Annotated in this window: 16 protein-coding genes; 11 read left to right on the forward strand and 5 right to left on the reverse strand. The window is 71.0% G+C overall.

Annotation, left to right across the window (positions count from 1 at the left end):
* The first annotated feature begins 1 nt into the window (after position 1).
* Genes AB0F04_RS20465 through AB0F04_RS20480 form a run of 4 tightly spaced genes read left to right on the forward strand, consistent with a single transcriptional unit; the run spans position 2 to position 5,932 of the window.
* The gene (locus AB0F04_RS20465; protein WP_362043371.1) at positions 2 to 919 is read left to right on the forward strand and encodes a sugar ABC transporter permease; all 918 of its coding nucleotides are present in this window, start codon (positions 2 to 4) and stop codon (positions 917 to 919) included.
* A complete protein-coding gene (locus tag AB0F04_RS20470) occupies positions 916 to 1,854 on the forward strand; it encodes a carbohydrate ABC transporter permease (RefSeq protein WP_362043372.1) in 939 nt (312 codons plus the stop codon). The genes AB0F04_RS20465 and AB0F04_RS20470 overlap by 4 nt, the downstream gene beginning before the upstream one ends.
* 48 nt (positions 1,855 to 1,902) lie before the next feature.
* Entirely contained in the window at positions 1,903 to 4,050 is a 2,148-nt protein-coding gene (locus AB0F04_RS20475; protein WP_362043373.1) for a beta-galactosidase, read from the forward strand.
* Positions 4,051 to 4,066: 16 nt separating this feature from the next.
* On the forward strand, positions 4,067 to 5,932 hold the full coding sequence (locus tag AB0F04_RS20480; protein ID WP_362043374.1) for an RICIN domain-containing protein: 1,866 nt from the start codon (positions 4,067 to 4,069) through the stop codon (positions 5,930 to 5,932).
* A 134-nt stretch (positions 5,933 to 6,066) separates the two neighbouring features.
* On the opposite strand, the gene AB0F04_RS20485 is transcribed toward AB0F04_RS20480, so the two are convergent.
* A complete protein-coding gene (locus AB0F04_RS20485; RefSeq protein WP_362043375.1) occupies positions 6,067 to 7,683 on the reverse strand; it encodes a glycoside hydrolase 43 family protein in 1,617 nt (538 codons plus the stop codon).
* A gap of 183 nt (positions 7,684 to 7,866) precedes the next feature.
* Complete coding sequence (locus AB0F04_RS20490; RefSeq protein WP_362043376.1) at positions 7,867 to 9,330, reverse strand: aldehyde dehydrogenase family protein; 1,464 nt, start codon at positions 9,328 to 9,330, stop codon at positions 7,867 to 7,869.
* Between the two features lie 152 nt (positions 9,331 to 9,482).
* Here AB0F04_RS20490 and AB0F04_RS20495 point away from each other — a divergent pair, with 152 nt between their 5' ends.
* Positions 9,483 to 11,891 carry a SpoIIE family protein phosphatase gene (locus tag AB0F04_RS20495; RefSeq protein WP_362043377.1) on the forward strand — a complete coding sequence of 803 codons (2,409 nt, stop codon included), beginning with the start codon at positions 9,483 to 9,485 and terminating at the stop codon, positions 11,889 to 11,891.
* A gap of 37 nt (positions 11,892 to 11,928) precedes the next feature.
* On the opposite strand, the gene AB0F04_RS20500 is transcribed toward AB0F04_RS20495, so the two are convergent.
* Entirely contained in the window at positions 11,929 to 13,242 is a 1,314-nt protein-coding gene (locus tag AB0F04_RS20500) for a Gfo/Idh/MocA family oxidoreductase (protein WP_362043378.1), read from the reverse strand.
* A 344-nt stretch (positions 13,243 to 13,586) separates the two neighbouring features.
* Here AB0F04_RS20500 and AB0F04_RS20505 point away from each other — a divergent pair, with 344 nt between their 5' ends.
* From AB0F04_RS20505 to AB0F04_RS20530, 6 genes are all read left to right on the forward strand, one after another.
* Positions 13,587 to 14,024: a hypothetical protein gene (locus AB0F04_RS20505; protein WP_362043379.1), complete on the forward strand. Its 438-nt coding sequence runs from the start codon at positions 13,587 to 13,589 to the stop codon at positions 14,022 to 14,024.
* Positions 14,021 to 14,833 (forward strand): hypothetical protein, encoded by an 813-nt coding sequence (locus AB0F04_RS20510; protein ID WP_362043380.1) that lies wholly within the window; start codon positions 14,021 to 14,023, stop codon positions 14,831 to 14,833. Before AB0F04_RS20505 ends, AB0F04_RS20510 begins: the two co-directional genes overlap by 4 nt.
* 38 nt (positions 14,834 to 14,871) lie before the next feature.
* On the forward strand, positions 14,872 to 15,393 hold the full coding sequence (locus AB0F04_RS20515; RefSeq protein ID WP_362043381.1) for a roadblock/LC7 domain-containing protein: 522 nt from the start codon (positions 14,872 to 14,874) through the stop codon (positions 15,391 to 15,393).
* A 61-nt stretch (positions 15,394 to 15,454) separates the two neighbouring features.
* A complete protein-coding gene (locus tag AB0F04_RS20520) occupies positions 15,455 to 15,829 on the forward strand; it encodes a hypothetical protein (protein WP_031136637.1) in 375 nt (124 codons plus the stop codon).
* Between the two features lie 107 nt (positions 15,830 to 15,936).
* Entirely contained in the window at positions 15,937 to 17,061 is a 1,125-nt protein-coding gene (locus AB0F04_RS20525) for an FAD-dependent monooxygenase (RefSeq protein ID WP_362043382.1), read from the forward strand.
* Positions 17,058 to 17,450, forward strand: a complete 393-nt coding sequence (locus AB0F04_RS20530) for a hypothetical protein (RefSeq protein WP_362043383.1) — start codon at positions 17,058 to 17,060, stop codon at positions 17,448 to 17,450. Before AB0F04_RS20525 ends, AB0F04_RS20530 begins: the two co-directional genes overlap by 4 nt.
* Before the next feature lie 34 nt (positions 17,451 to 17,484).
* Here the strand turns inward: AB0F04_RS20530 and AB0F04_RS20535 are convergent, their stop codons facing one another.
* Positions 17,485 to 17,979 carry a lamin tail domain-containing protein gene (locus AB0F04_RS20535; RefSeq protein ID WP_362043384.1) on the reverse strand — a complete coding sequence of 165 codons (495 nt, stop codon included), beginning with the start codon at positions 17,977 to 17,979 and terminating at the stop codon, positions 17,485 to 17,487.
* A gap of 153 nt (positions 17,980 to 18,132) precedes the next feature.
* Positions 18,133 to 19,497 carry an FAD-dependent oxidoreductase gene (locus AB0F04_RS20540; RefSeq protein WP_362043385.1) on the reverse strand — a complete coding sequence of 455 codons (1,365 nt, stop codon included), beginning with the start codon at positions 19,495 to 19,497 and terminating at the stop codon, positions 18,133 to 18,135.
* Between the last annotated feature and the right edge of the window lie 68 nt (positions 19,498 to 19,565).

The following is a 19,565-nucleotide window of genomic DNA, read 5'->3' on the forward strand; positions in this document are numbered from 1 at the left end:
CATGACCGCCGCCACCGCACCCCCCGTCTCCAGGCCGAAGGGAGCCGGCCCGCGTCGCCGCCGCGTCGCAGGCCCCCTGTTCGTCGCCCCGTTCCTCATCCTCTTCCTGCTGCTCTTCCTCACCCCGCTCGGCTACGCCGCCTACCTGAGTCTCTTCCAGGAACGCCTCGTCGGCGGCACGGTGTTCGTCGGTCTGGACAACTACGTCACCGCCCTGACCGACCCTCAGCTCCTGAGCGGTGTCGGCCGCGTGGCCCTGTTCTTCCTCATCCAGGTCCCGCTGATGCTGGCCCTCGCGCTGGTGTTCGCCCTCGCCCTGGACAGCGGACTGCTGCGGCTGGCGCGTGTGATCCGGCTGGGCATCTTCGTGCCGTACGCCGTCCCGAGCGTGGTCGCGGCCCTCATGTGGGGCTACCTGTACGGGCCGGACTTCGGCCCGTTCGCGCAACTGAGCCGCGAACTCGGCATCCCGGCACCGGACTTCCTCAGCGACGGGTGGATGCTCGGCAGCCTCGCCAACGTCGTCACCTGGGAGTTCGTCGGCTACAACATGATCATCCTGTACGCGGCCCTGCGGACCATCCCGCACGAGCTGTACGAGGCGGCCGCGATGGACGGGGCCGGCCCCTGGCGCATCGCGAGGTCGATCAAGCTCCCCGCGCTGAAGCCCGCCCTGCTGCTGACCCTGCTGTTCTCCGTGATCGGCAGCTTCCAGCTCTTCAACGAGCCGAACCTGCTGATGAAGATCGCGCCCGACGTCATCAGCAGCTCCTACACCGCCAACCTCTACGCCTACTCCCTCGCCTTCACCGGCCAGCAGGTCAACTACGCGGCCACGGTCTCCTTCCTCCTCGGCCTGGTCATCGTCATCGCCTCCTACGGCGTCCTGCTCACGGCGAACCGCAGGAGGACCCCGTGACCATGACCACTCCCGCGGGCACCACCGCCGCTCGCCCAACCGAGCGGAAGCACACCCCGGCGCCGCCGGCGCGTCGCCGGAACCGGCCCCGCCGCAGCACCCCGCTGACCATCGCGATGCTGGCGGCGCTCGCCTACTTCCTGCTGCCGCTGCTCTGGCTGCTCGTCGCCTCCACCAAGAACACCCAGGACCTGTTCGACAGCTTCGGCCTGTGGTTCTCGCACGCCCCGCAGTTGCTGACCAACATCCGGGCCACTTTCGCCCAGGACGGCGGTGTCTTCGCGCACTGGCTGCTCAACACCGTCGTGTACGCGGGGGTCAGCGCGGCCGGGGCGGCGCTGCTGGCGGCCGCCGCCGGGTACGGGTTCGCCAAGTTCCGCTTCCGCGGGGACCGCCTGGCCTTCAACCTGGTCCTCGGCGCCATCATGGTCCCGGCCACGGCCCTGGCGATCCCGACCTATCTGCTGTTCGCAGGCGTCGGCCTGGTCAACACCCCGTGGGCCGTCATCCTGCCCTCCCTCGTCAACCCGTTCGGCCTGTACCTGATGCGCGTCTACGCCGCCGACGCCGTCCCGGACAGCCTCCTGGAAGCGGCCCGCATCGACGGGGCCGGCGAGGCGCGGATCTTCTTCGGGATCGCGCTGCGCCTGCTGGCCCCCGGCCTGGTGACCGTCCTGCTCTTCACCCTCGTGGCGACCTGGAACAACTACTTCCTGCCGCTGATCATGCTCAACGACCCGGACCTGTACCCCATCACGGTCGGTCTGTCCTCCTGGGCGGAGCAGGCACAGAACGGTGGCGCGGGCGCCAGCAGCGACATGCTCCCCCTCGTCGTGACCGGTTCCCTGATCTCGATCGTGCCGCTCGTCGCGGCCTTCCTGCTGCTCCAGCGCTACTGGCAGAGCGGTCTGGCCGCCGGCAGCGTCAAGCAGTAGGGCGCGCGCAGCCCTCGTTCCCCTTCCTCGTTCACGGAGGTTCCTCCCATGGCGGATCTGCCCGCCCGCGTTCTGTTCGGTGCCGCGTACTACCACGAGTACACCCCCACGTACGACGCCGGCCTACGGCCCGACGAACGGCTGAAGACCGATCTCGACCTCATGGCCGAGGCGCATTTCACCGTGATCCGGGTGGGGGAGTCGGTCTGGTCGACCTGGGAGCCCGAGAACGGCCGCTTCGACCTCGACTGGCTGCAGCCGGTTCTCGACGGTGCCCACGAGCGCGGCATCTCCGTCATCCTCGGCACACCGACGTACGCGGTGCCGCCGTGGCTGGCACGCCAGTACCCCGAGATCACGGGGGAGCGGCGCACCGGTGAGCGCATCGGCTGGGGAGCCCGCCAGGAGGTCGACTTCACCCACCCGGCCTTCCGCTTCTTCGCCGAGCGGGTCATCCGCAGAATCGTCGCCCGGTACGCGGACCATCCGGCGGTCATCGGCTGGCAGGTGGACAACGAGCCGGGTCTGCACCTCTTCCACAACCGCGGCGTCTTCCAGCGCTTCACGGACCACCTGCGGGAGAAGTACGGGGACGTCGAGACCCTCAACCGCGAGTGGGGCCTGGTCTACTGGTCGCACCGGCTGTCCACCTGGGCCGACCTGTGGACCCCGGACGGCAACGAACAGCCCCAGTACGACGTCGCCTGGCGGGAGTTCCAGGCCCGCCAGGTCACCGAGTTCATCGGCTGGCAGGCGGACATCGTCCGTGAGTACGCCCTCCCCGGCCAGTTCGTCACGACCTGCATCTCCTACACCCGGCAGGGCGTCGCGGACGACGAGCTGTCCGCCCGGCTCGACATCGCCTCCGGCAACCCGTACTACGACATGCAGGACGGCCTGCTGCTGCCCGACCCCACGCCCGACGAGCACGAGCAGGTCTGGAAGACCACCGGCGTCTGGTCGATGTACCAGACCGCGGACTGGATGTTCTCCTCCCGCCAGGAGCCCTTCCTTGTCACCGAGACCAATGCCAACTCCATCGGCTTCTGCTGGGACAACCGGCCCGGCTACGACGGACAGTGGCGCCAGACCGCCTGGGCGCACGTGGCGCGCGGTGCGCGGATGATCGAGTACTGGCAGTGGCAGACGCTGCGCTTCGGCGCCGAGACGTACTGGGGCGGAGTCCTGCCGCACACCGGGCAGCCCGGCCGGACGTACGCCGAGATCGCCCGGCTGGGCGCCGAGTTCGACCGGGCGGGCGCGCTCGTCGCCGACCTCGAACCGGACGCCGACATCACGGTCGTCTACTCCACGCCCAGCAAGTGGCTGATGCAGAAGTACCCGCCGCTGGCGAACGCCGCCGGCGAACCGGACCCGGCCGCCTACCACCGCATCCTCGACCCCTTCTACCGCGGCGCCTTCGAGGCCGACCGCCAGGTCCGCATCGTCCACGCCCGCCAACTGCACGACCCCCGCGGTGAGAACGCGGGCCTGACCCCCGAGGAGGCCGTGCACCGCCACCCGGTCCTGGTCGTCCCGGCGCTCTACATCGCCCACGACGAGCTGCTCGACTGGCTCGCCGCCTACGCCCACGCGGGCGGCCACCTGGTCCTCGGCCCCCGCACCGGCTACGCCGACCACGAGGCCCGGGCCCGGCACGAGGCGGCACCCGGACGTCTCACCGAGGCGGCGGGGGTGTCGTACGACGAGTTCAGCAACCTCACCGGTGCCCTCCCGGTGCGAGCGGCGGCCGGCAGCCCCCTGGAGGTGCCGGAGGAGGCGACGGCGACCCACTGGGTGGACGGCCTGACCGTCACCGACGCCGACGTCCTCGGCGAGTACGACCACCCGCACTTCGGACGCTGGCCCGCACTCACCACCCGCCGCCACGGCGCCGGCCGCGTCACCCAGGTCGGCACCGTGCCCGGCCGTGGCCTCGCCCGGGCGCTCGCCACCTGGCTCGCGCCGGAGCCCCGCAGCGGCTGGCGCGACCTCCCCCCGTCCGTCACCGTCACCACCGGCACGGCCGCCGACGGCCGCCGTGTCCACGTCGTCCACAACTGGAGCTTCGAGCCCGCCCGGGTCGAAGCACCTGTGGAGCTGACCGACGTCCTGGACGGCGGTGCGCTCCAGGCCGGCACGTCCGTCTCACTCGGCGCGTGGGACGTGCGCGTCTTCGTCGCAGCATCCGAATAGAGGAGGCACACCACCGATGAACCGAGCCGCACCCTGGCCGTCCCCGAAAGGGACCACCAGAACCACCAGGACGGTCAGAGCCCTGGGAACCTTCGCCGCGGCCTCCGCGCTGCTGGCGATACCCGCCGCAAGCGCGCAGGCGTACAACCCGACGGGCGGGATCCTCTACCAGCTCGGCAGCGAGCCGTGCCTGAAGGGCCGGGGCAACTGTGCCGTCTACCCGAAGACGGCACAGCTGCCCGGCGGGCGCCTGGTCGCCTCGTTCGAGAAGTCCACCGTCGTACCCGCGTCGGGAAGCGCCGACGGCCAGACCCTGCCCGTCTACAAGAGCGACGACCACGGTACGAGCTGGCAGCCGCTGTCCGAGGTCAAGGCACCCGCGTACCTCTCGAAGGACCCCAAGTACGCCAAGTACACCAGCAACTGGACGAACCCGTACCTCTACGTGCTTCCGCAGAACGTAGGAAAGCTCAAGGCGGGCACCCTGCTCCTGGCGAGTGTCGTGTCCGGCGACGACGCCTACTACAAGGAGCACAAGGCGGCCGACCCCGGCTGGACGCCGAGCAACGACGGCGACCGCAGTGACCTGGCGATCGCCCTGTACTCCAGCACCGACGAGGGCAAGACCTGGAAGGTCCTCAACATCGTCGCGACGGGCGGCTGGCAGGGCGGCAGCGCGGGTGCCATCGGCCGGAACGTCGCCGACGCGAACAAGACCAAGCAGGTCGATCCCCTCTGGGAGCCGTACCTGATGGTCTACAAGGGCAAGCTGGTCTGCTACTACTCCGACGAGAACGACTACCTCGGCTTCGACGCCAGGACCGGCGCTCCGAAGCCCGACCCCGCGAACGGCACCGCCACCGACTCGCACGGCCAGATCCTCGCGCACCGCACGTGGGACGGCAGCGCCACGCAGTGGAGCGACGCCGTCCTCGACCTCGCCGGATCGGTCCAGGACATGGGAGGCGGCAAGACGGAGATCGGCGGCGGCCGGCCCGGCATGACCAACGTCGTCCGCACCACCGACGGCAAGTGGATGCTGACGTTCGAGTACTGGGGCGGCGGGGCCAACACCCGGTACGTGATCGCCGACGACCCGCTGAAGTTCTTCCGCGGCTCCCAGACCGGCATGTCCGTCGGCTCACTGCCCGTCACCGCCGGTTCCCGTCCGCTCTCCGGCGGCGGCAGCCCGGTCCTCATCCGGCTGCCCGACGGGCGCCTGGTCTACAACGCGGCGAACAGCGGCAACGTCTGGGTCAACGAGAGCGGACGCAGCGACGGCGTGTGGACGGAGTACCAGACGACCTCGCAGCCCGGCTACAGCCGCAACCTCCAGTACGTCGAGGGCACCGGCCGCGTCGCGATCCTCAACAACCAGGGCACGTCCCAGATCGCCTACGCCGAGGTCGACCTCGGCGACTCGGACGGCGCCTACTACCGGCTGGTGAACCGCAAGACCGGCCAGGTGATCGGCACCGGCAACAGGACCAACGACGCGAACATCGGCAACGGAAACGTTCCCGACGTGGTCCTGGAGGACGCCGGCGCCGCGGCGAACCCCGACACCCAGTACTGGCACGTGGTGACCGAGCCGAAGGGCGGCACGACGCTGCTCAACAAGTCGGGCGGGCGCGCGGCGGCCATCTGGACGGGCAGCGCCACGGCCGGCCAGCGGATCGGCCAGTGGGTCGACGACAGCCCCACGGGCAGCTGGAACCTCGTCGAGAACGCCGACGGTTCCTACAAGCTCCAGTCGGTCAAGAACACCGGTCTGTATCTCACCGGCGCGACCGCGGGTGGACCGCTGACCCTCCAGAGCGCCGCCTCGGACGGTTCGCAGGACTGGCGGCTCGTGAGGGACACCCGGCGCGGCGGGTCGTGATGCCTGCGTCCGCGGGCCGCTGAATGGCTCGGACGCGGCGCCTCCTGCTCCCCGCACCAGGCGCCGCGTCCCTGCCTCCCCGTGGGGCCTGCCGGTGAGACTGAGCGGTGCAACGGCAGGGGAGGCTGGGCCGTTCAGGGGGTGGACAGGTCGAACCGCGTCACGCGGACCGAGCCGCCCAGCGCCTGCGTGGCGTGGTTGAAGAGGGCGAACCGGTAGCCCATGAAGAACCGCCAGTCGTTGCCCATGGCGAAGGCGGGGCCCAGGCGGGTGAAGGTGACGCCGTCGGTGCTGTACGAGAAGGTGCCGGGCCGGGACGCTCCGGGGCGGATGTCGGCGTTCGCCCGCAGCCAGAGGCGACCGCCCGGCACGCTTGCACTCGCCCGCTCGGTCCCGGTGCCGGTGGTGTTCCAGTTGCCGTCCATCGTCAGGCCGTCGACCATGACCACCCGCGTCGCACCGCCGTCCCGCTTCAGGCCGATCCAGGCGGAGGAGTTGCGCAGCAGCGCGAGCCCGGCCCGGTCGCCGTCCCGCATCGCGGAGTGGTCGAGCTGGACCGTCGCCGTGGAGGTGGGGCCCTGGATGCGGTGGGTGAGGGTGTTGCGCGCCCAGTAGAGGTCGTTGGTGACCGTGGCGGTGCGCAGGGTCAGGCCGTTGTTCACCGACCAACGGCCGTTGTCCGGGTTGTGGTTCCACTCCCACCTGGGCTTGAGGACCGTGCCGTCGAACGTGTCGGCACCGGTCAGGGGAGTGACCTGCCGGGGTGGCGGCGGTACGACCGGGGTGGGATACGACCTGCCCCACGCGCCGTTCACGAGCTGGACGACCGGCCAGCCGTCCGAGGTCCAGGTGACGGGCGCCAGGGCGGGCATACGCCCGCCGGGGTAGGCGTCGACGAACGCCATGTAGTACCAGGCACCGTTCTGGGTCCGCACCAGCCCGCCCTGGTGCGGAACGCCGCCGCCGGAGATCGGCCCGGGCAGGTCGAGCAGGACCTGCCGCAGGGTGTAGGGGCCGAAGGGGCCACTGGTGGACCGCAGGATGTACTGGCCGTTGGCCGGGCGGGTCAGGAAGATGTAGTAGTTCCCGTTGATCTTGTAGAAGCGGGACCCCTCCAGGGTGCCGATGCTCGACGGGGTGCTGAACACCTGCTGGGCCCGCACCTGGCTGCGGCCGTCCGCGGACAGCTGGGCCACGCTGATCGTGCCGTTGCCGTACGCCACGTACAGGGTGTTGTCGTCGTCCACCAGCAGGCCCGCGTCGTAGTACACCTGAGGAAGCGTCGCGTGCCTGCTCCAGGGTCCCTCGACGGAGCGGGCCGTGTACACGTGGGTCCGGGCGAAATCGATCTGGCCGAGCCAGTAGAACGTCCGGTCGGCGGGGCGGTACGCCAGGGACGAGGCCCAGATTCCCCTGACGTAGCCGCGTCCGCCGTTCAGGTCGTACTTGGCGCCGAAGTCGAGGACGGGCACCGCGTGGCCGGCGATCTCCCAGTTCACCAGGTCGTACGAACGCAGGACGGGGGCGCCCGGCGAGTAGTGCATCGTCGAGGCGGAGCAGTAGTAGGTGTTGTCGACGCGGATGATGTCGACGTCCGCGAAGTCCTGCCAGATCACGGGGTTCGTGTAGGTCGCGGCCGGTCCGGCCGCGGCTGCTCCCGCCGTGCCGTGAGGCAGCAGGGCGCCGGCGGCCAGACCGCCGGTCGTGGCCAGGGCCGCACGGCGACTGAGGATGTGACCGGTCCATGTCATTCGAGATCCGCCTCGGGAGTGGGGGCTGCCATGAAAGGGCGGTGGACTGTCTGTTCTGTATGCCGAACGCCAGCTGTCCTGTCGAACGTTCTGGATGATATGAGCAGGACCTGACGGGTCGTCAAGACATCTCGCAGCATTCGATTCCCATGGCGAAATGTTTCGCTCTGCCCCCGGGACGGGTCAGGACGGGCCGGGTGCCGTCATCCAGCGCCACTGCGTGAACGCTTCCAGGCTGGCCGTGCCGCCGATGCGGGAGGTGTTGCCCGAGATCCCCATGCCGCCGAAAGGCGCGTTCGCGGCGTCCTTGGCGGACACGTCGTTGATGTGGATCATGCCCGTGCGCAACCGCTGAGCCAGGGCCGTCGCCCGCGGAACGGACCGGGAGTGAACGGCGGCGGCCAAACCGTACGCCGTGTCGTTGGCGATCTCCACGGCCTCGTTCTCGTGGCGGAACGGGATGACGGGCGCGACCGGCCCGAAGATCTCCTCGTGGAAGGCCGGCATGGACCTCTCGACGCGGTCCAGCACGGTGGGCGGGTAGAAAAGCCCTTCGCGGGTGCCTCCGGTCAGCACGCGTGCTCCGGCGTCCACACTCCGGTCCACGATCCGTGCGATCCGGGCCGCCTGCCGTTCGCTGATGACCGGGCCGAGCGCCACGCCCTCGTCGCGCGGATCTCCCACCGGCATCGCCTTCGCGTGCCGGACCAGCGCCTCGGTGTACGCCTCGACGACGTCCGCGTGGACGACGTGACGTCCGGCCGCGACACAGGCCTGGCCCTGGTAGCCGAACGAACTCATGGCCCCGGCCACTGCGGCCGCCTCCACGTCCGCGTCCTCCAGGACGACGATCGAGTTCTTGCCGCCCAGCTCCAGGGACACGCGCTTCAGTCCCTCGCCGGCGATCCGGGCCACCTCCCGCCCCGCCCCGGTCGAGCCGGTGAAGGAGATCATCGCGACATGGGGATCGGCGGCGACCGCACGCCCGGTCGTGGCATCGCCCGGCAGGACGTGCAGCACACCCTCGGGCAGCCCGGCCTCGGCGAACAGCTGCGCGACCAGGACACCGCCCGAGACCGGGGTGAGGGGGTCGGGCTTGAGCAGCGCGGTGTTGCCCAGGACCAGCGCCGGCGCCAGTGCCCGCATCGCGAACAGCAGCGGCGCGTTCCACGGGGTGATGACCCCCACGACCCCCAGCGGCACCCGCCAGGCCAGGCTCGTCCCGCCGGGAACCTGCGGAACGAGGACCTCACCCGGAGGCTGGGACGCGAGTCCGACCGCGTTCCGCAGCTGAGCGAGGCCGGCCGCGATCTCGTAATCGCCCTTGGCCGGGACGCCCCCCGTCTCCCGGACGATCCACTCACGGACCGCTCCGCTGCGCTCCCGCAGGGCACGATCCGCCCGCATCAGCACATCGACCCGGTCGGACACGGTGGTCGCCGCCCACTCCGGCGCGGCCCGGGCGGCCCGGGCGGCCGCCCGTTCGACGTCCGCCGCAGAGGCCAGGCCCACGTCCGCCAGGGGCTCCCCGCTCGCCGGTTCGACGACCCGGAGGATGCCGCCCTCGGCGGCGCGCCAGCCCTCGCTGTGGATCTTCCCGGTCCACTCGGCCGCGTCCGGCCAGATCAGCTCGCCGTCGACAGACATGGTCACGACCTCCGCGCCCGGTCGGTGGTGATGCACACGCCGCTCACCAGCTCACAGGCCATTCAACCTGGCTGAGGAGATATCTGTCATTCTTGGGGCATATCAGAATCACGTAGTAAGGGTGCCTAGAGGGTGAGGCGGGTTGAGGCTCCATGGCGAGATCTGCGTCTGTCCCGGGCGAGGGCAGCGGGCCACCGCCTGAGGGCTCCGCCGACGAGACCCTCACCGCCAAGGCCGTCGTGGACGAGCGCGGCGTCGTCACGGGATGGAACGAAGGAGCACGCAGACTGCTCGGCTATCAGGCCTCGGAAGTGATCGGCCGGCCCGGGTCCGCGCTGCTCGTCGACGAGCCCCCGCCCGGTCTCCTGAGCTCCCTGCTCACCCTCCCCAGGTGGAACGGCGCCGCGGCGCTCCTGCACCGCGAGGGACACCCCCTGACCGTGAACCTCCTGGCCCACCTCCGGCGCAACGACGGCGGTCACAGCGAATGGCTGCTGCTCACGGCGGTCAGCCGCCGTGAGGTGAGCCCGGACGACGACGCGTTCCTCAGGAGGAGCTTCACCCAGTCCACCTGCACGACGGCGCTGTACGACACCGGCCTGCGGCTGGTCAGGGCCAACGCCGACATGGAACGGGTGATCGGCCTGCCCGAGGAGGCGATGCGCGGGCTGCGTGTCTCGGAGATCGTGCACCACCCGCAGGCCGACCTCACCGAGCAGGCCATGCGGCGAGCGCTGGACACCGGTGAGCGACAGGACCTCCAGGTCTCCCTCCAGCTCGCCGGCCATGAACGCCCGAGCGTGTGGACCATCTCCCTCGCCCCGGTCCGCGCGGGCGACGGCCGGGCACAGGGGGTGCTGCTCTCGGCGCACGACATGACCGAACAGCACCAGGCCCGGCAGCGGCTGGCCTTGGTGAACGAGGCGAGCCTGCGCATCGGCAGCACGCTCGACCTGGTCCGCACGGCGCAGGAGCTCGCCGACGTCGCCGTACCGCGGCTCGCCGACTTCGTCACGGTCGACCTGCTTCCGTCCATCGACGACGGCGACGACCCGCCCACCGGTTCCCCCCGGGGACCCGTACGGCTGCGCCGCGTCGCCCACCAGTCGGTGCTCGACGGCTGTCCCGAGGCCGTGGTCCCCAACGGGACGGTGGCCGTCTACCCGGAAAGGTCGGCGGCGGCCGAGTGCCTGGCTGCCGGGCGGCCGCTGATCCAGCAGGTCACCCCCGAGGCCATGGAGCACGTACTGCGCCAGACCCCCGAGCGCGGGGAACGGATGCGCCGGTTCGGCTTCCACTCCGTGCTGGCCGTGCCCATGCGCGCACGCGGCCTTACCCTGGGGGTGGCCACCTTCTCCCGGCACCGCAATCCGGAAGCCTTCGAACAGGACGACCTGCTGCTGGGCCAGGAGATCACCGACAGGGCCGGCCTCTGCATCGACAACGCCCGCCGGTTCACGCGGGAGCGGGCCACCTCCCTGACGCTGCAGAGCAGTCTCCTGCCGCAGCGGCTGCCCGAACAGTCCGCCCTCGACGTCGCCTCCCGCTACCTGCCCGCCAGCGCCCGGGCCGGGGTGGGCGGGGACTGGTTCGACGTCATCCCGCTGTCCGGCGCCCGCGTCGCCCTGGTCGTCGGTGACGTCGTCGGCCACGGCATCCAGGCCTCCGCCACCATGGGGCGGCTGCGGACCGCCGTCAGAACCCTCGCCGACGTCGACCTCCCTCCCGACGAGCTGCTCACCCACCTGGACGACCTGGTCAGCCACCTGGCCGCGGACGCCGACGGTACCGGCGACATCGGGGCCACCTGCCTGTACGCCGTGTACGACCCGGTCTCCCGCCGCTGCTCGCTGGCACGCGCGGGGCATCCCGTCCCGGTGCTGCTGACACCGGACGGGCGGGCGGAGTTCCTCGAGATACCGGCCGGACTCCCCTTGGGGCTCGGCGGTCTGCCCTTCGAGGCAGTCGAACGCGAACTGCCCGAAGGCAGCATGCTCGCGCTGTACACCGACGGACTCGTGGAGGCCGGGTCCCGTGACATCGACGACGGCCTGGACACCCTGCTGAGTACACTGCGGACCTCCGACGCCTCACTCGAGGGCACCTGCGACGAGGTGCTGCGGGCCCTGCTTCCGGAACGTCCGGCCGACGACGTGGCCCTCCTCGTGGCCCGCACCCGCGCACTGGACGCCTCCCGCGTCGCCGCCTGGGACGTACCCCCCGACACCTCCGCGGTCGCCGTGGCACGCAAGAACGCCTGCCGGCAGCTGGCCGAATGGGGCCTCGACGACTTCGCGTTCGTCACGGAGCTGGTGGTCAGCGAGCTCGTCACCAACGCCATCCGGCACGCCGAACCCCCCATCGAGCTGAGGCTGATCTACGACCGTTCCCTCATCTGTGAGGTGTCGGACGGCAGCACCACCGCCCCGCACATGCGGCGGGCCCGCACCTACGACGAGGGCGGCCGCGGCCTGCTCCTCGTGGCCCAGACGTGCCAGGGCTGGGGCGCGCGCCACACGACCGACGGAAAGGTCATCTGGGCGGAGCAGGCCCTTCCCTGACGCATCGGCAGGGTCGTCGTACTCTCCGGAGCCCCCCTCACACGTCGAGCAGGTCCCGGGTGTGCACCGGGCCCCCCGACTCGAAGGACCGGTTCGCGGCGAGACCCGTCACCAGTGAGCGTGCCCCGTCGACCGCGTCCGCCGCCCGGCCCAGCGGGTCGGCCACGGGTACGCCGAAGAGATCCTCGAGCATGCGGACGTCCCCGCCGCCGTGGCCGCCCCCCTCGGTCCGGACCTTCAGTTCACGCGGCGGCTGCCAGAACCGGCGCAGCATCAGCTCCGTGCGTCCCGCCGTGTCGCCGGCCGACTCCCCGTGCAGCACGGCACTCCCGCCCTGGACCCCAGCCCGGGGCCGGGTCCAGGTGGACTCCTCCACCAGCAGCTCGAGGCGGCCTTCGCTGCCGTTGAAGGCGATCCGGTACCCCTCCCACGGGGCATAGGCGGTGAGGTGGTAGGTCAGGGTGGCGCCGGTCGCGTAGCGGACCAGCACCGCCATGTCGTCCTCGATCGTCACCCCGGGCCCGAAGACGTTCTGATCCCGGTGGTAGCCGTCTGCGGCCTCCGCGTCCAGATACAGCGCGGAGAGCAGCGGCGAGTCGGCCATCCGTACCGCGAAGGGATCGTCCGCCGCCGCCGGTGAGCCGTGCGCCCTCGCGTAATCACGGGCCAGGCCGCGCCGCGTACCCGCCTCGTCGCCGTAGAAGAACAGCCCGCCGTGTGCGTACACCGTCTCGGGCTCGGTGCCCAGCCACCAGTTGACCAGGTCGAAGTGGTGGCTGGCCTTGTGCACCATCAGACCACCGGAGTTGGCCTTCTCACGGTGCCAGCGCCGGAAGTAGTCTGCGCCGTGCCGCAGGTCGAGCAGCCATTCGAAGTGCACGGAGCCGATCTCGCCGATCTCCCCGGCCGCGAGGGTCTCCCGGACGGCGGCGTGCACCGGGTTGTAGCGGTAGTTGAAGGCGACCCGCACCTGACGGCCGGTGCGGCGCTGTGCGTCGAGGATGCGCCGGGCGCGGTCGGCGTCCGTCGTCATCGGCTTCTCGGTGACCACGTCGCAGCCGGCCTCCAAGGCCTCGACGATGTAGTGGTCGTGGGTCCGGTCCACGCTGCAGACGACGACGAGATCGACGCGTTCGCGGCGCAGCATCTCGGCGAAGTCCTCAGCGCCGTAGGCGGGTACCGAGGCGCCGATCCACTCGTTGTGCACGGCCATGCGGTGGGGATTGACATCGCAGAAGCCCACCAGGTCGATCCGGTCCGCGTAGGGACCGGCGAGCGCCGCGGTGAACATCCGGGCCCGGGCACCCAGTCCCACCACGGCGCAGCGGCGGCGTGCGGGGTCAAAAGGCATGCGGTCTCCGTATCGGTTCGGGGCGGGCCGGGCGGACGACAGCGCCGGCGAGGGCGAGCGGCCCGAGGACACGACCCGAGGCTGGCACCCTGGCGTACGAGCGTCAATGCGGGACCAGCTCCGTGCGCTGACGGCACGGGGAGGCAGGGTCGTGCTTCGTTGGCGATCGAGATTCCCCTCTATGGGCGCAGGTCCTGCTCGCTTCGGATCGATCACTTCGCGCTCCTGCTCGCTCTCCTGCACATTCCTTTGGAAAATGCCAAAGCGTTCACCTGCGCCCACCACTTTCCGTAGTGTCGTGCTCACGTTCGCGGGAACGGCCGTGCAGGGGGAGGGGATTCGGCGTGCCCGGAATCGACGAGAGTCTGCTGGAGGCCATGCGCCTACCAGGTGCTCGAGGGGCGTCGGTGGTCGACTGGATCAGTGGTCTCGCCCTGGGCGCGGTGGGTGACGCACCCGGTGGCGACGCGGAGGAGACGGCTGCGGAAACCGCGGAACTCGCCCGCCTCGCGACCGAGAGCGGTGTTCTCGCCGTCACCGGCCGGCCGGCCGGTGACGGCACAGGCGCGTCGCCCGGCGGCGCCGACGGGCCCTTGGGCAAGGAACCCCCGGTACAGGACCTGATCATCACGAACGCCGACTCGTACCACCTGCTCAGGTTCGTCACGACGACCTTCGACAGCACCGTGTTCGTGCACCTGTGGCTCGACCGCAGCGAGGGGAACCTGGCCCTGGCCCGCATCCGGCTGGCCGAGCTGACGGACCGGCTGGTGCTCGGATGACCACTCCGACCCGGGTCCCGCGCACGGACGAGCCCGCCTCGGCCCGGCTGCGCACCCTCGCCGCACAGGGGGCGACCGGTGCCCTGTCCACCGAGTCGGGGATCGTCTACCTCGCGACCGGACACGTCGTCCACGTCGAATCCGCCGTCACACCAGACCTCGGCGACCTGCTCACCCACAGCGGTGCGCTCGCCCCGGACGGCTGGTGGGAGGCGATCGACCGTGCCGGGCGCCGCTGCCGCGTCGGACGGCAACTGGTGGACAGCGGTCAGCTCGCCGCCGGCGCGCTGGAGCTGTGCCACCTGGGCGCCCTCTTCGACGCGGCGTACTTCGTCCTGGCCCACGACGGACCGGCTCTCCGGTTCCGCCCCGGAGCCGCACACTGGCTCGGCGCAGTCCGGTCCGTGCCGGTGGACACCGTCCTGCGCGAGTCCAGACGCCGCCGCGAACTGCTGCACCGCATATGGCCCGAACCCGCCGTCGACCGCGTGCCGCTCGCCCGTCTGCCCGGCCCGGACGCCGCCGACCTGCCGGCCCGCCGCGGCCGGGCCCTCGCCCAGGTCGACGGAGTCCGCACCGCCGCCCAGATCGCGACGGCCCTGGCCTGCCGCACCTTCCACACGCTCGTCGAACTCCGTCGCCTCGCCGCCGCCGGACTGGTGGCTCCCGTGGCCCCCGCCTCTTCCCCCACCCCAGTCCCTCCCGCCCCCGTGTCCGCCGAGCCGGGCCCCTCTCCTCGTCCCGCCGCACCGGACGAGCCCGACACCGCACTGCTGCGACGGCTCCTGCACGCCTTGGAGGCACTGTGATCCGCGCGCGAAGACAGCGTGCCGAAAGGAGACTGCTCATGGCCGTCGAGACCGACGTCCTGGACGAACTGCGTCGGCTCCGCACCCGCGTACCCCGGCTGACGGGCTCCCTCGCCGCCACCGTCGACGGACTCGTCCTCGCCCACGACGTGCCCGACACCGAGCCGGAGGGACTCGCGGCGCTCACCGCCGCCGCCCTCGGCGTCGCCCACCGCATGACCGACGCCGCCGCCCGCGGCGACTTCCGGGAACTGCTGGTGCGGGGCTCCGGAGGCTACGTCGCCACCTATGCCGCCGGCACCACCGCCGTACTCACCCTCCTCGCCGAGGACCGCGTCAACGTCGGCCGCCTCCACCTCGAAGGCCGCCGCAGCGGCGCCCGGATCGCCGACCTGCTGGCCACAAGCGTGGGTCCGGGCACCGGCCGTCACGCCGACCGCCCGGCGCCCGAAGAGCACCTCGCCACGGTGCCCCCGGCCACGGAACGCCCCATCGGCACCCTCCCGGTCCGCAGTCCGCAGCGGCCCACGCACCTGCCGCGCCCGCAGACCGGCATCTGAGCCCACCCGAACTTCCCGACCCGCCGAAGCAGAAGAAGACCGAAGGAAAGGAACCGAGCGCATGGCCAACACGGAGACCGCGCTGAAGGAATGCCTGAGCTCCATCGACGGAGCGACGGCCGTCGCCCTCGTCGACTACACCAGCGGCATGGCCCTCGGCACCCTCGGCGGCGGCAAGGACTTCAACCTGGAAGTCGCCGCCGCGGGCAACACCGACGTCGTGCGGTCCAAGCTGCGCACCATGGAGCACCTGGGCCTGAAGGAGGAGATCGAGGACATCCTCATCACCCTGAACACCCAGTACCACCTCATCCGCCTCCTGAAGGGCCGCGGTGGCAGCGGACTCTTCCTCTACCTCGTGCTCGACGGGAGCAGGGCCAACCTCGCGATGGCCCGCCACCAGCTGCGCCGCATCGAAGCCGATCTGGAGGTCTGAACCGGCACCACCGGACGGGAGCCCTCCGCCACGCATGCGTCGCGGAGGGCCCCGGCGTGCCGCACGGCGACGGCACGCCTCCGCCGGCCGCGTCTACGGTGAGTGTCATGACGGCACCCCTGGACGTGCTCGTGGTGGGCGCGGGTCCCACCGGACTCGCGCTCGCGACCCAACTGCGCTCCTGCGAAACCCCGTTCCGGATCGTGGACCGCTCACTTCACCGCGCCCGGGAGTCACGCGCCCCGGCGATCCAGCCCCGGACCCTGGAGATGCTGTCCGCGTTCGGTGTGGCGGACGATCTCGTCGACCGGGGCAACACGACGGTCGGGCTGTACCTGCACCTGTCCCGGCGGGTGCTGCGCGTGCCGGTGTTCGACGTGGGCTGCGACGACTCGCCGTACCCGTTCCTGCTCTTCCTCCCGCAGTCGGAGACCGAAGCCACCCTGACGGCTCATCTGGCCGCGCGGGACGTGACGGTCGAGCGCGGCACGCAGTTGCTCAGCGCCGAGCCCGAGGGAGAGTACGTCAGCTGCCGCCTGCGGCACCGGGACGGGAACGAGGAGACCGAACGGGCCCGCTACGTCGTCGGCTGCGACGGCGCACACAGCACCGTGCGCTCCCAGGCGGGTATCGGCTTCGAGGGGTACGCCTATCCGCAGACGTTCCTGCTCGCGGATCTGGAGGCCGACGGACTCGAGCCGGGTGCCGCGCACACGTTCATGACCGCGGCCGGGCTGCTGTTCTTCTTCCCCCTGGGCACTCCGGCCACGTGGCGGATGATCGCGATGCATCCGCCGGGCGCCCCCGGCGACGAGGTGAGTCCGGACCTCCTCCAGAGGATCGCGGACGACTGGACCCCCGGCAGGCTGTCCTTGCGCGATCCGGTCTGGATGACGAGCTTCCGCATCCACAACCGCGGCGCCACCCACTACCGCAGGGGCCCCTTCTTCCTCGCCGGCGACGCGGCGCACATCCACAGCCCGGCCGGGGGACAGGGCATGAACACCGGCATCCAGGACGCGCTCAACCTGGGCTGGAAGCTCGCCCAGGTCTGCCGCGGCGCGGCGCCCGAGGAGTTGCTGGCGACGTACGAGGCGGAGCGCGCCCCGTCGGCCACGGGGTACGCCGCCTCACCGACCGTGCCTTCACCGTCGGGACGAGCAGTCACCCGGCCCTACGGCTGGCTCGCGGGCATCTCGCCCCGCACGTGGCTCCGTTGCTCCTGCATGTGACCGGCGCCCGAGCACGTCTGTTCCGTACGGTGTCCGAACTGGGCGTCCACTACCGCCATGGACCCGCGTCCGTCACCGGGCGACACCGCCCGCGGCAGGGCCCACGCGCCGGAGACCGCCTGCCCGACGCTCCGGCCGGACTCCAGCGACGCGTCGCCGGAGCGGGCTACCACCTGCTGCTCTCCGGCCCCGCCCCTCTCTGGCCCGAGGACCTGGCCCCGGCCGGACGGCCCGGCCTGCTGACCGTGCACCACCTGGGCCCGCGAAGTCCGTGGCCCGGCCTCACCCACGCCCTCGTGCGGCCCGACGGATACGTGGCATACGTGGCCCGGGGCACCGACCTCGCGGGCCTGCGCGCCTACCTGGACCGCTGGCTGCCGGCCCCCTGAGGACGGCGGGCCGGGCGGCGGCCCGGCGAAGGGATCAGCCGTGGTACGTGATGTACCCGTTGCGGTCCGGGTCGGAGCCGCTCCTGGTGTACGAGTGCACGTCGGCACGGGCGCCGGACGGCTTGTACACGTAGATGGTGTCCTTGTCGTTGTTCCACATGAAGTTGCAGTTGTCCCGGTACACGACGTTCTTGGTGTCGGAGTCGGCCCCGTTGCCGCCGCGCAGCTTCACGTAGTCACCCGGCTGGAGGGTGTGGCTCGCGGTGAAGGCGAACCTGTTGCCCGCGGCGTCCTTCACGACGTACCCCTTGAGGTTCACCGTCGTGGAGCGCGAGTAGTTCTTGATGGTCAGGTACTCCTCGGCGGTGTTCCCGCCCGAGCACCGGTTGGAGTCGCTGCCGGGAGCGTCGTACTGAATGCCCCGGATCTTCAGCGCGGAGTCGTACTCGGCGGCCTGGGCCGGAACCGCCGACAGGGCGGTGAGTGCCCCGGCGGCGACGGCCGTGGTGGCGACAAGGCGTATACGCATGGACGTTCGTCCCCCCTGCATGGCCTTCAGGTGAAGGCGATGTGATGGTTCGGTGAAGCATCCGGATCGTACACGCTTCAAGTACGCAGCAGGGCGGGTTCGGTGACATGGCCACCGAACCCGCCCCGCGGGAGGTAAAACGTCAGGTGAGCGTCAGGCGCCGCTGGCCCGCAGCATGTCCTCGCGCTCGACGATCTTCACGCGCTCGCGGCCCTCGGGCTCGCCCAGAGCCTTCTCCGCGGCGTCCAGCTTGTACCAGCCGTCCCAGGTGGTGAAGCGGATGTCGCGATCGGCGAGGAACGCGTCCACGGCCTCGGGGTCGGGGCTGGCGGGCGTGTGCAGCCGACCGCCCGCGTAGTCGGCCAGCAGGTTCGCCACCGTCTCGTTGGCGTCGCCCTTGGTGTGCCCGATGAGGCCGATGGGGCCGCGCCGGATCCAGCCGGTGACGTACGTGGACTGCAGGTGCTCGCCCGTCTCCTGCATGACCCGGCCGCCCTCGTCCGGGACGGTGCCGGAGTCGATGTCCCAGGGCAGCTTCGGGAGTTTGTCGGACAGGTAGCCGACCGCGCGGTACACCGCACCGACGTCCCAGGTGTGGAAGGTGCCGGTGCCCCTGACGTTGCCGGTGCCGTCGAGTTCGGTGCGCTCGGTGCGCAGACCCACGACCTTGCCGTCCTCGCCGAGGACCTCGACCGGCGACTCGAAGAAGTGCAGGAAGAGCTTGTGGGGCCGGTCGCCGACGTCGCGGATCGCCCAGTTCTCCAGGGTCTTGGCCACCATGTCGGCCTGCTTGTTGCCGCGCCGCGTGGTGATCGAGCCCTCGTCGTAGTCGATGTCCTCGGGGTCGACGATGACCTCGATGTTGGGGGAGTGGTCCAGCTCCCGGAGCTCCATCGGGCTGAACTTGGCCTGGGCCGGGCCGCGTCGGCCGAACACGTGGATCTCCTTGGCCCGGTTGGCCTTCAGACCCTCGTAGACATTCGCCGGGATCTCGGTGGGCAGCAGCTCGTCCGCCGTCTTGGCCAGGACGCGCGCGATGTCGAGCGCGACGTTGCCGACGCCGAGCACGGCGACCTTCTCCGCCTCCAGCGGCCAGGTGCGCGGGACGTCCGGGTGACCGTCGTACCAGGACACGAAGTCCGCGGCGCCGTACGAGCCGTCGAGGTCGATGCCCGGCAGCGAGAGCGCCCGGTCGGCCGTCGCGCCGGTGGCGAAGATCACGCCGTCGTAGAACGCGCGCAGGTCGTCCAGGCCGATGTCGGTGCCGTAGTCCACGTTGCCGAAGAGCCGGATCTGCGGCTTGTCGAGCACCTGGTGCAGGGCGGTGATGATGCCCTTGATCCGCGGATGGTCGGGGGCGACGCCGTAACGGATCAGTCCGAACGGTGCCGGCATGCGCTCGAAGATGTCTACGGACACACCGGGTTCGGCGGCCACCTCGGACTTGAGCAGGGCGTCGGCGGCGTAGATCCCGGCGGGGCCGGATCCGACGATGGCGACCCGCAGGGGGCGGGGCATGGTCAGGTTCCCTTCGAGCGGCGACAAGCGATCTCTGCGGGAAGCTTAAACTAAGGCATGCCTAACCC

The organism is Streptomyces sp. NPDC029041 (genome assembly GCF_040637515.1).
In the GTDB taxonomy this organism is placed as follows: Bacteria; Actinomycetota; Actinomycetes; order Streptomycetales; family Streptomycetaceae; genus Streptomyces.

Bases quoted from the DNA above. Each gene is read 5' to 3' on its own strand.
- AB0F04_RS20465 (WP_362043371.1), top strand. From the start codon at position 2: ATGACCGCCGCCACCGCACCCCCCGTCTCCAGGCCGAAGGGAGCCGGC.
- AB0F04_RS20475 (WP_362043373.1), top strand. From the start codon at position 1,903: ATGGCGGATCTGCCCGCCCGCGTTCTGTTCGGTGCCGCGTACTACCAC.
- AB0F04_RS20480 (WP_362043374.1), top strand. From the start codon at position 4,067: ATGAACCGAGCCGCACCCTGGCCGTCCCCGAAAGGGACCACCAGAACC.
- AB0F04_RS20485 (WP_362043375.1), bottom strand. From the start codon at position 7,683: ATGACATGGACCGGTCACATCCTCAGTCGCCGTGCGGCCCTGGCCACG.
- AB0F04_RS20490 (WP_362043376.1), bottom strand. From the start codon at position 9,330: ATGTCTGTCGACGGCGAGCTGATCTGGCCGGACGCGGCCGAGTGGACC.
- AB0F04_RS20495 (WP_362043377.1), top strand. From the start codon at position 9,483: ATGGCGAGATCTGCGTCTGTCCCGGGCGAGGGCAGCGGGCCACCGCCT.
- AB0F04_RS20500 (WP_362043378.1), bottom strand. From the start codon at position 13,242: ATGCCTTTTGACCCCGCACGCCGCCGCTGCGCCGTGGTGGGACTGGGT.
- AB0F04_RS20510 (WP_362043380.1), top strand. From the start codon at position 14,021: ATGACCACTCCGACCCGGGTCCCGCGCACGGACGAGCCCGCCTCGGCC.
- AB0F04_RS20515 (WP_362043381.1), top strand. From the start codon at position 14,872: ATGGCCGTCGAGACCGACGTCCTGGACGAACTGCGTCGGCTCCGCACC.
- AB0F04_RS20520 (WP_031136637.1), top strand. From the start codon at position 15,455: ATGGCCAACACGGAGACCGCGCTGAAGGAATGCCTGAGCTCCATCGAC.
- AB0F04_RS20525 (WP_362043382.1), top strand. From the start codon at position 15,937: ATGACGGCACCCCTGGACGTGCTCGTGGTGGGCGCGGGTCCCACCGGA.
- AB0F04_RS20535 (WP_362043384.1), bottom strand. From the start codon at position 17,979: ATGCGTATACGCCTTGTCGCCACCACGGCCGTCGCCGCCGGGGCACTC.
- AB0F04_RS20540 (WP_362043385.1), bottom strand. From the start codon at position 19,497: ATGCCCCGCCCCCTGCGGGTCGCCATCGTCGGATCCGGCCCCGCCGGG.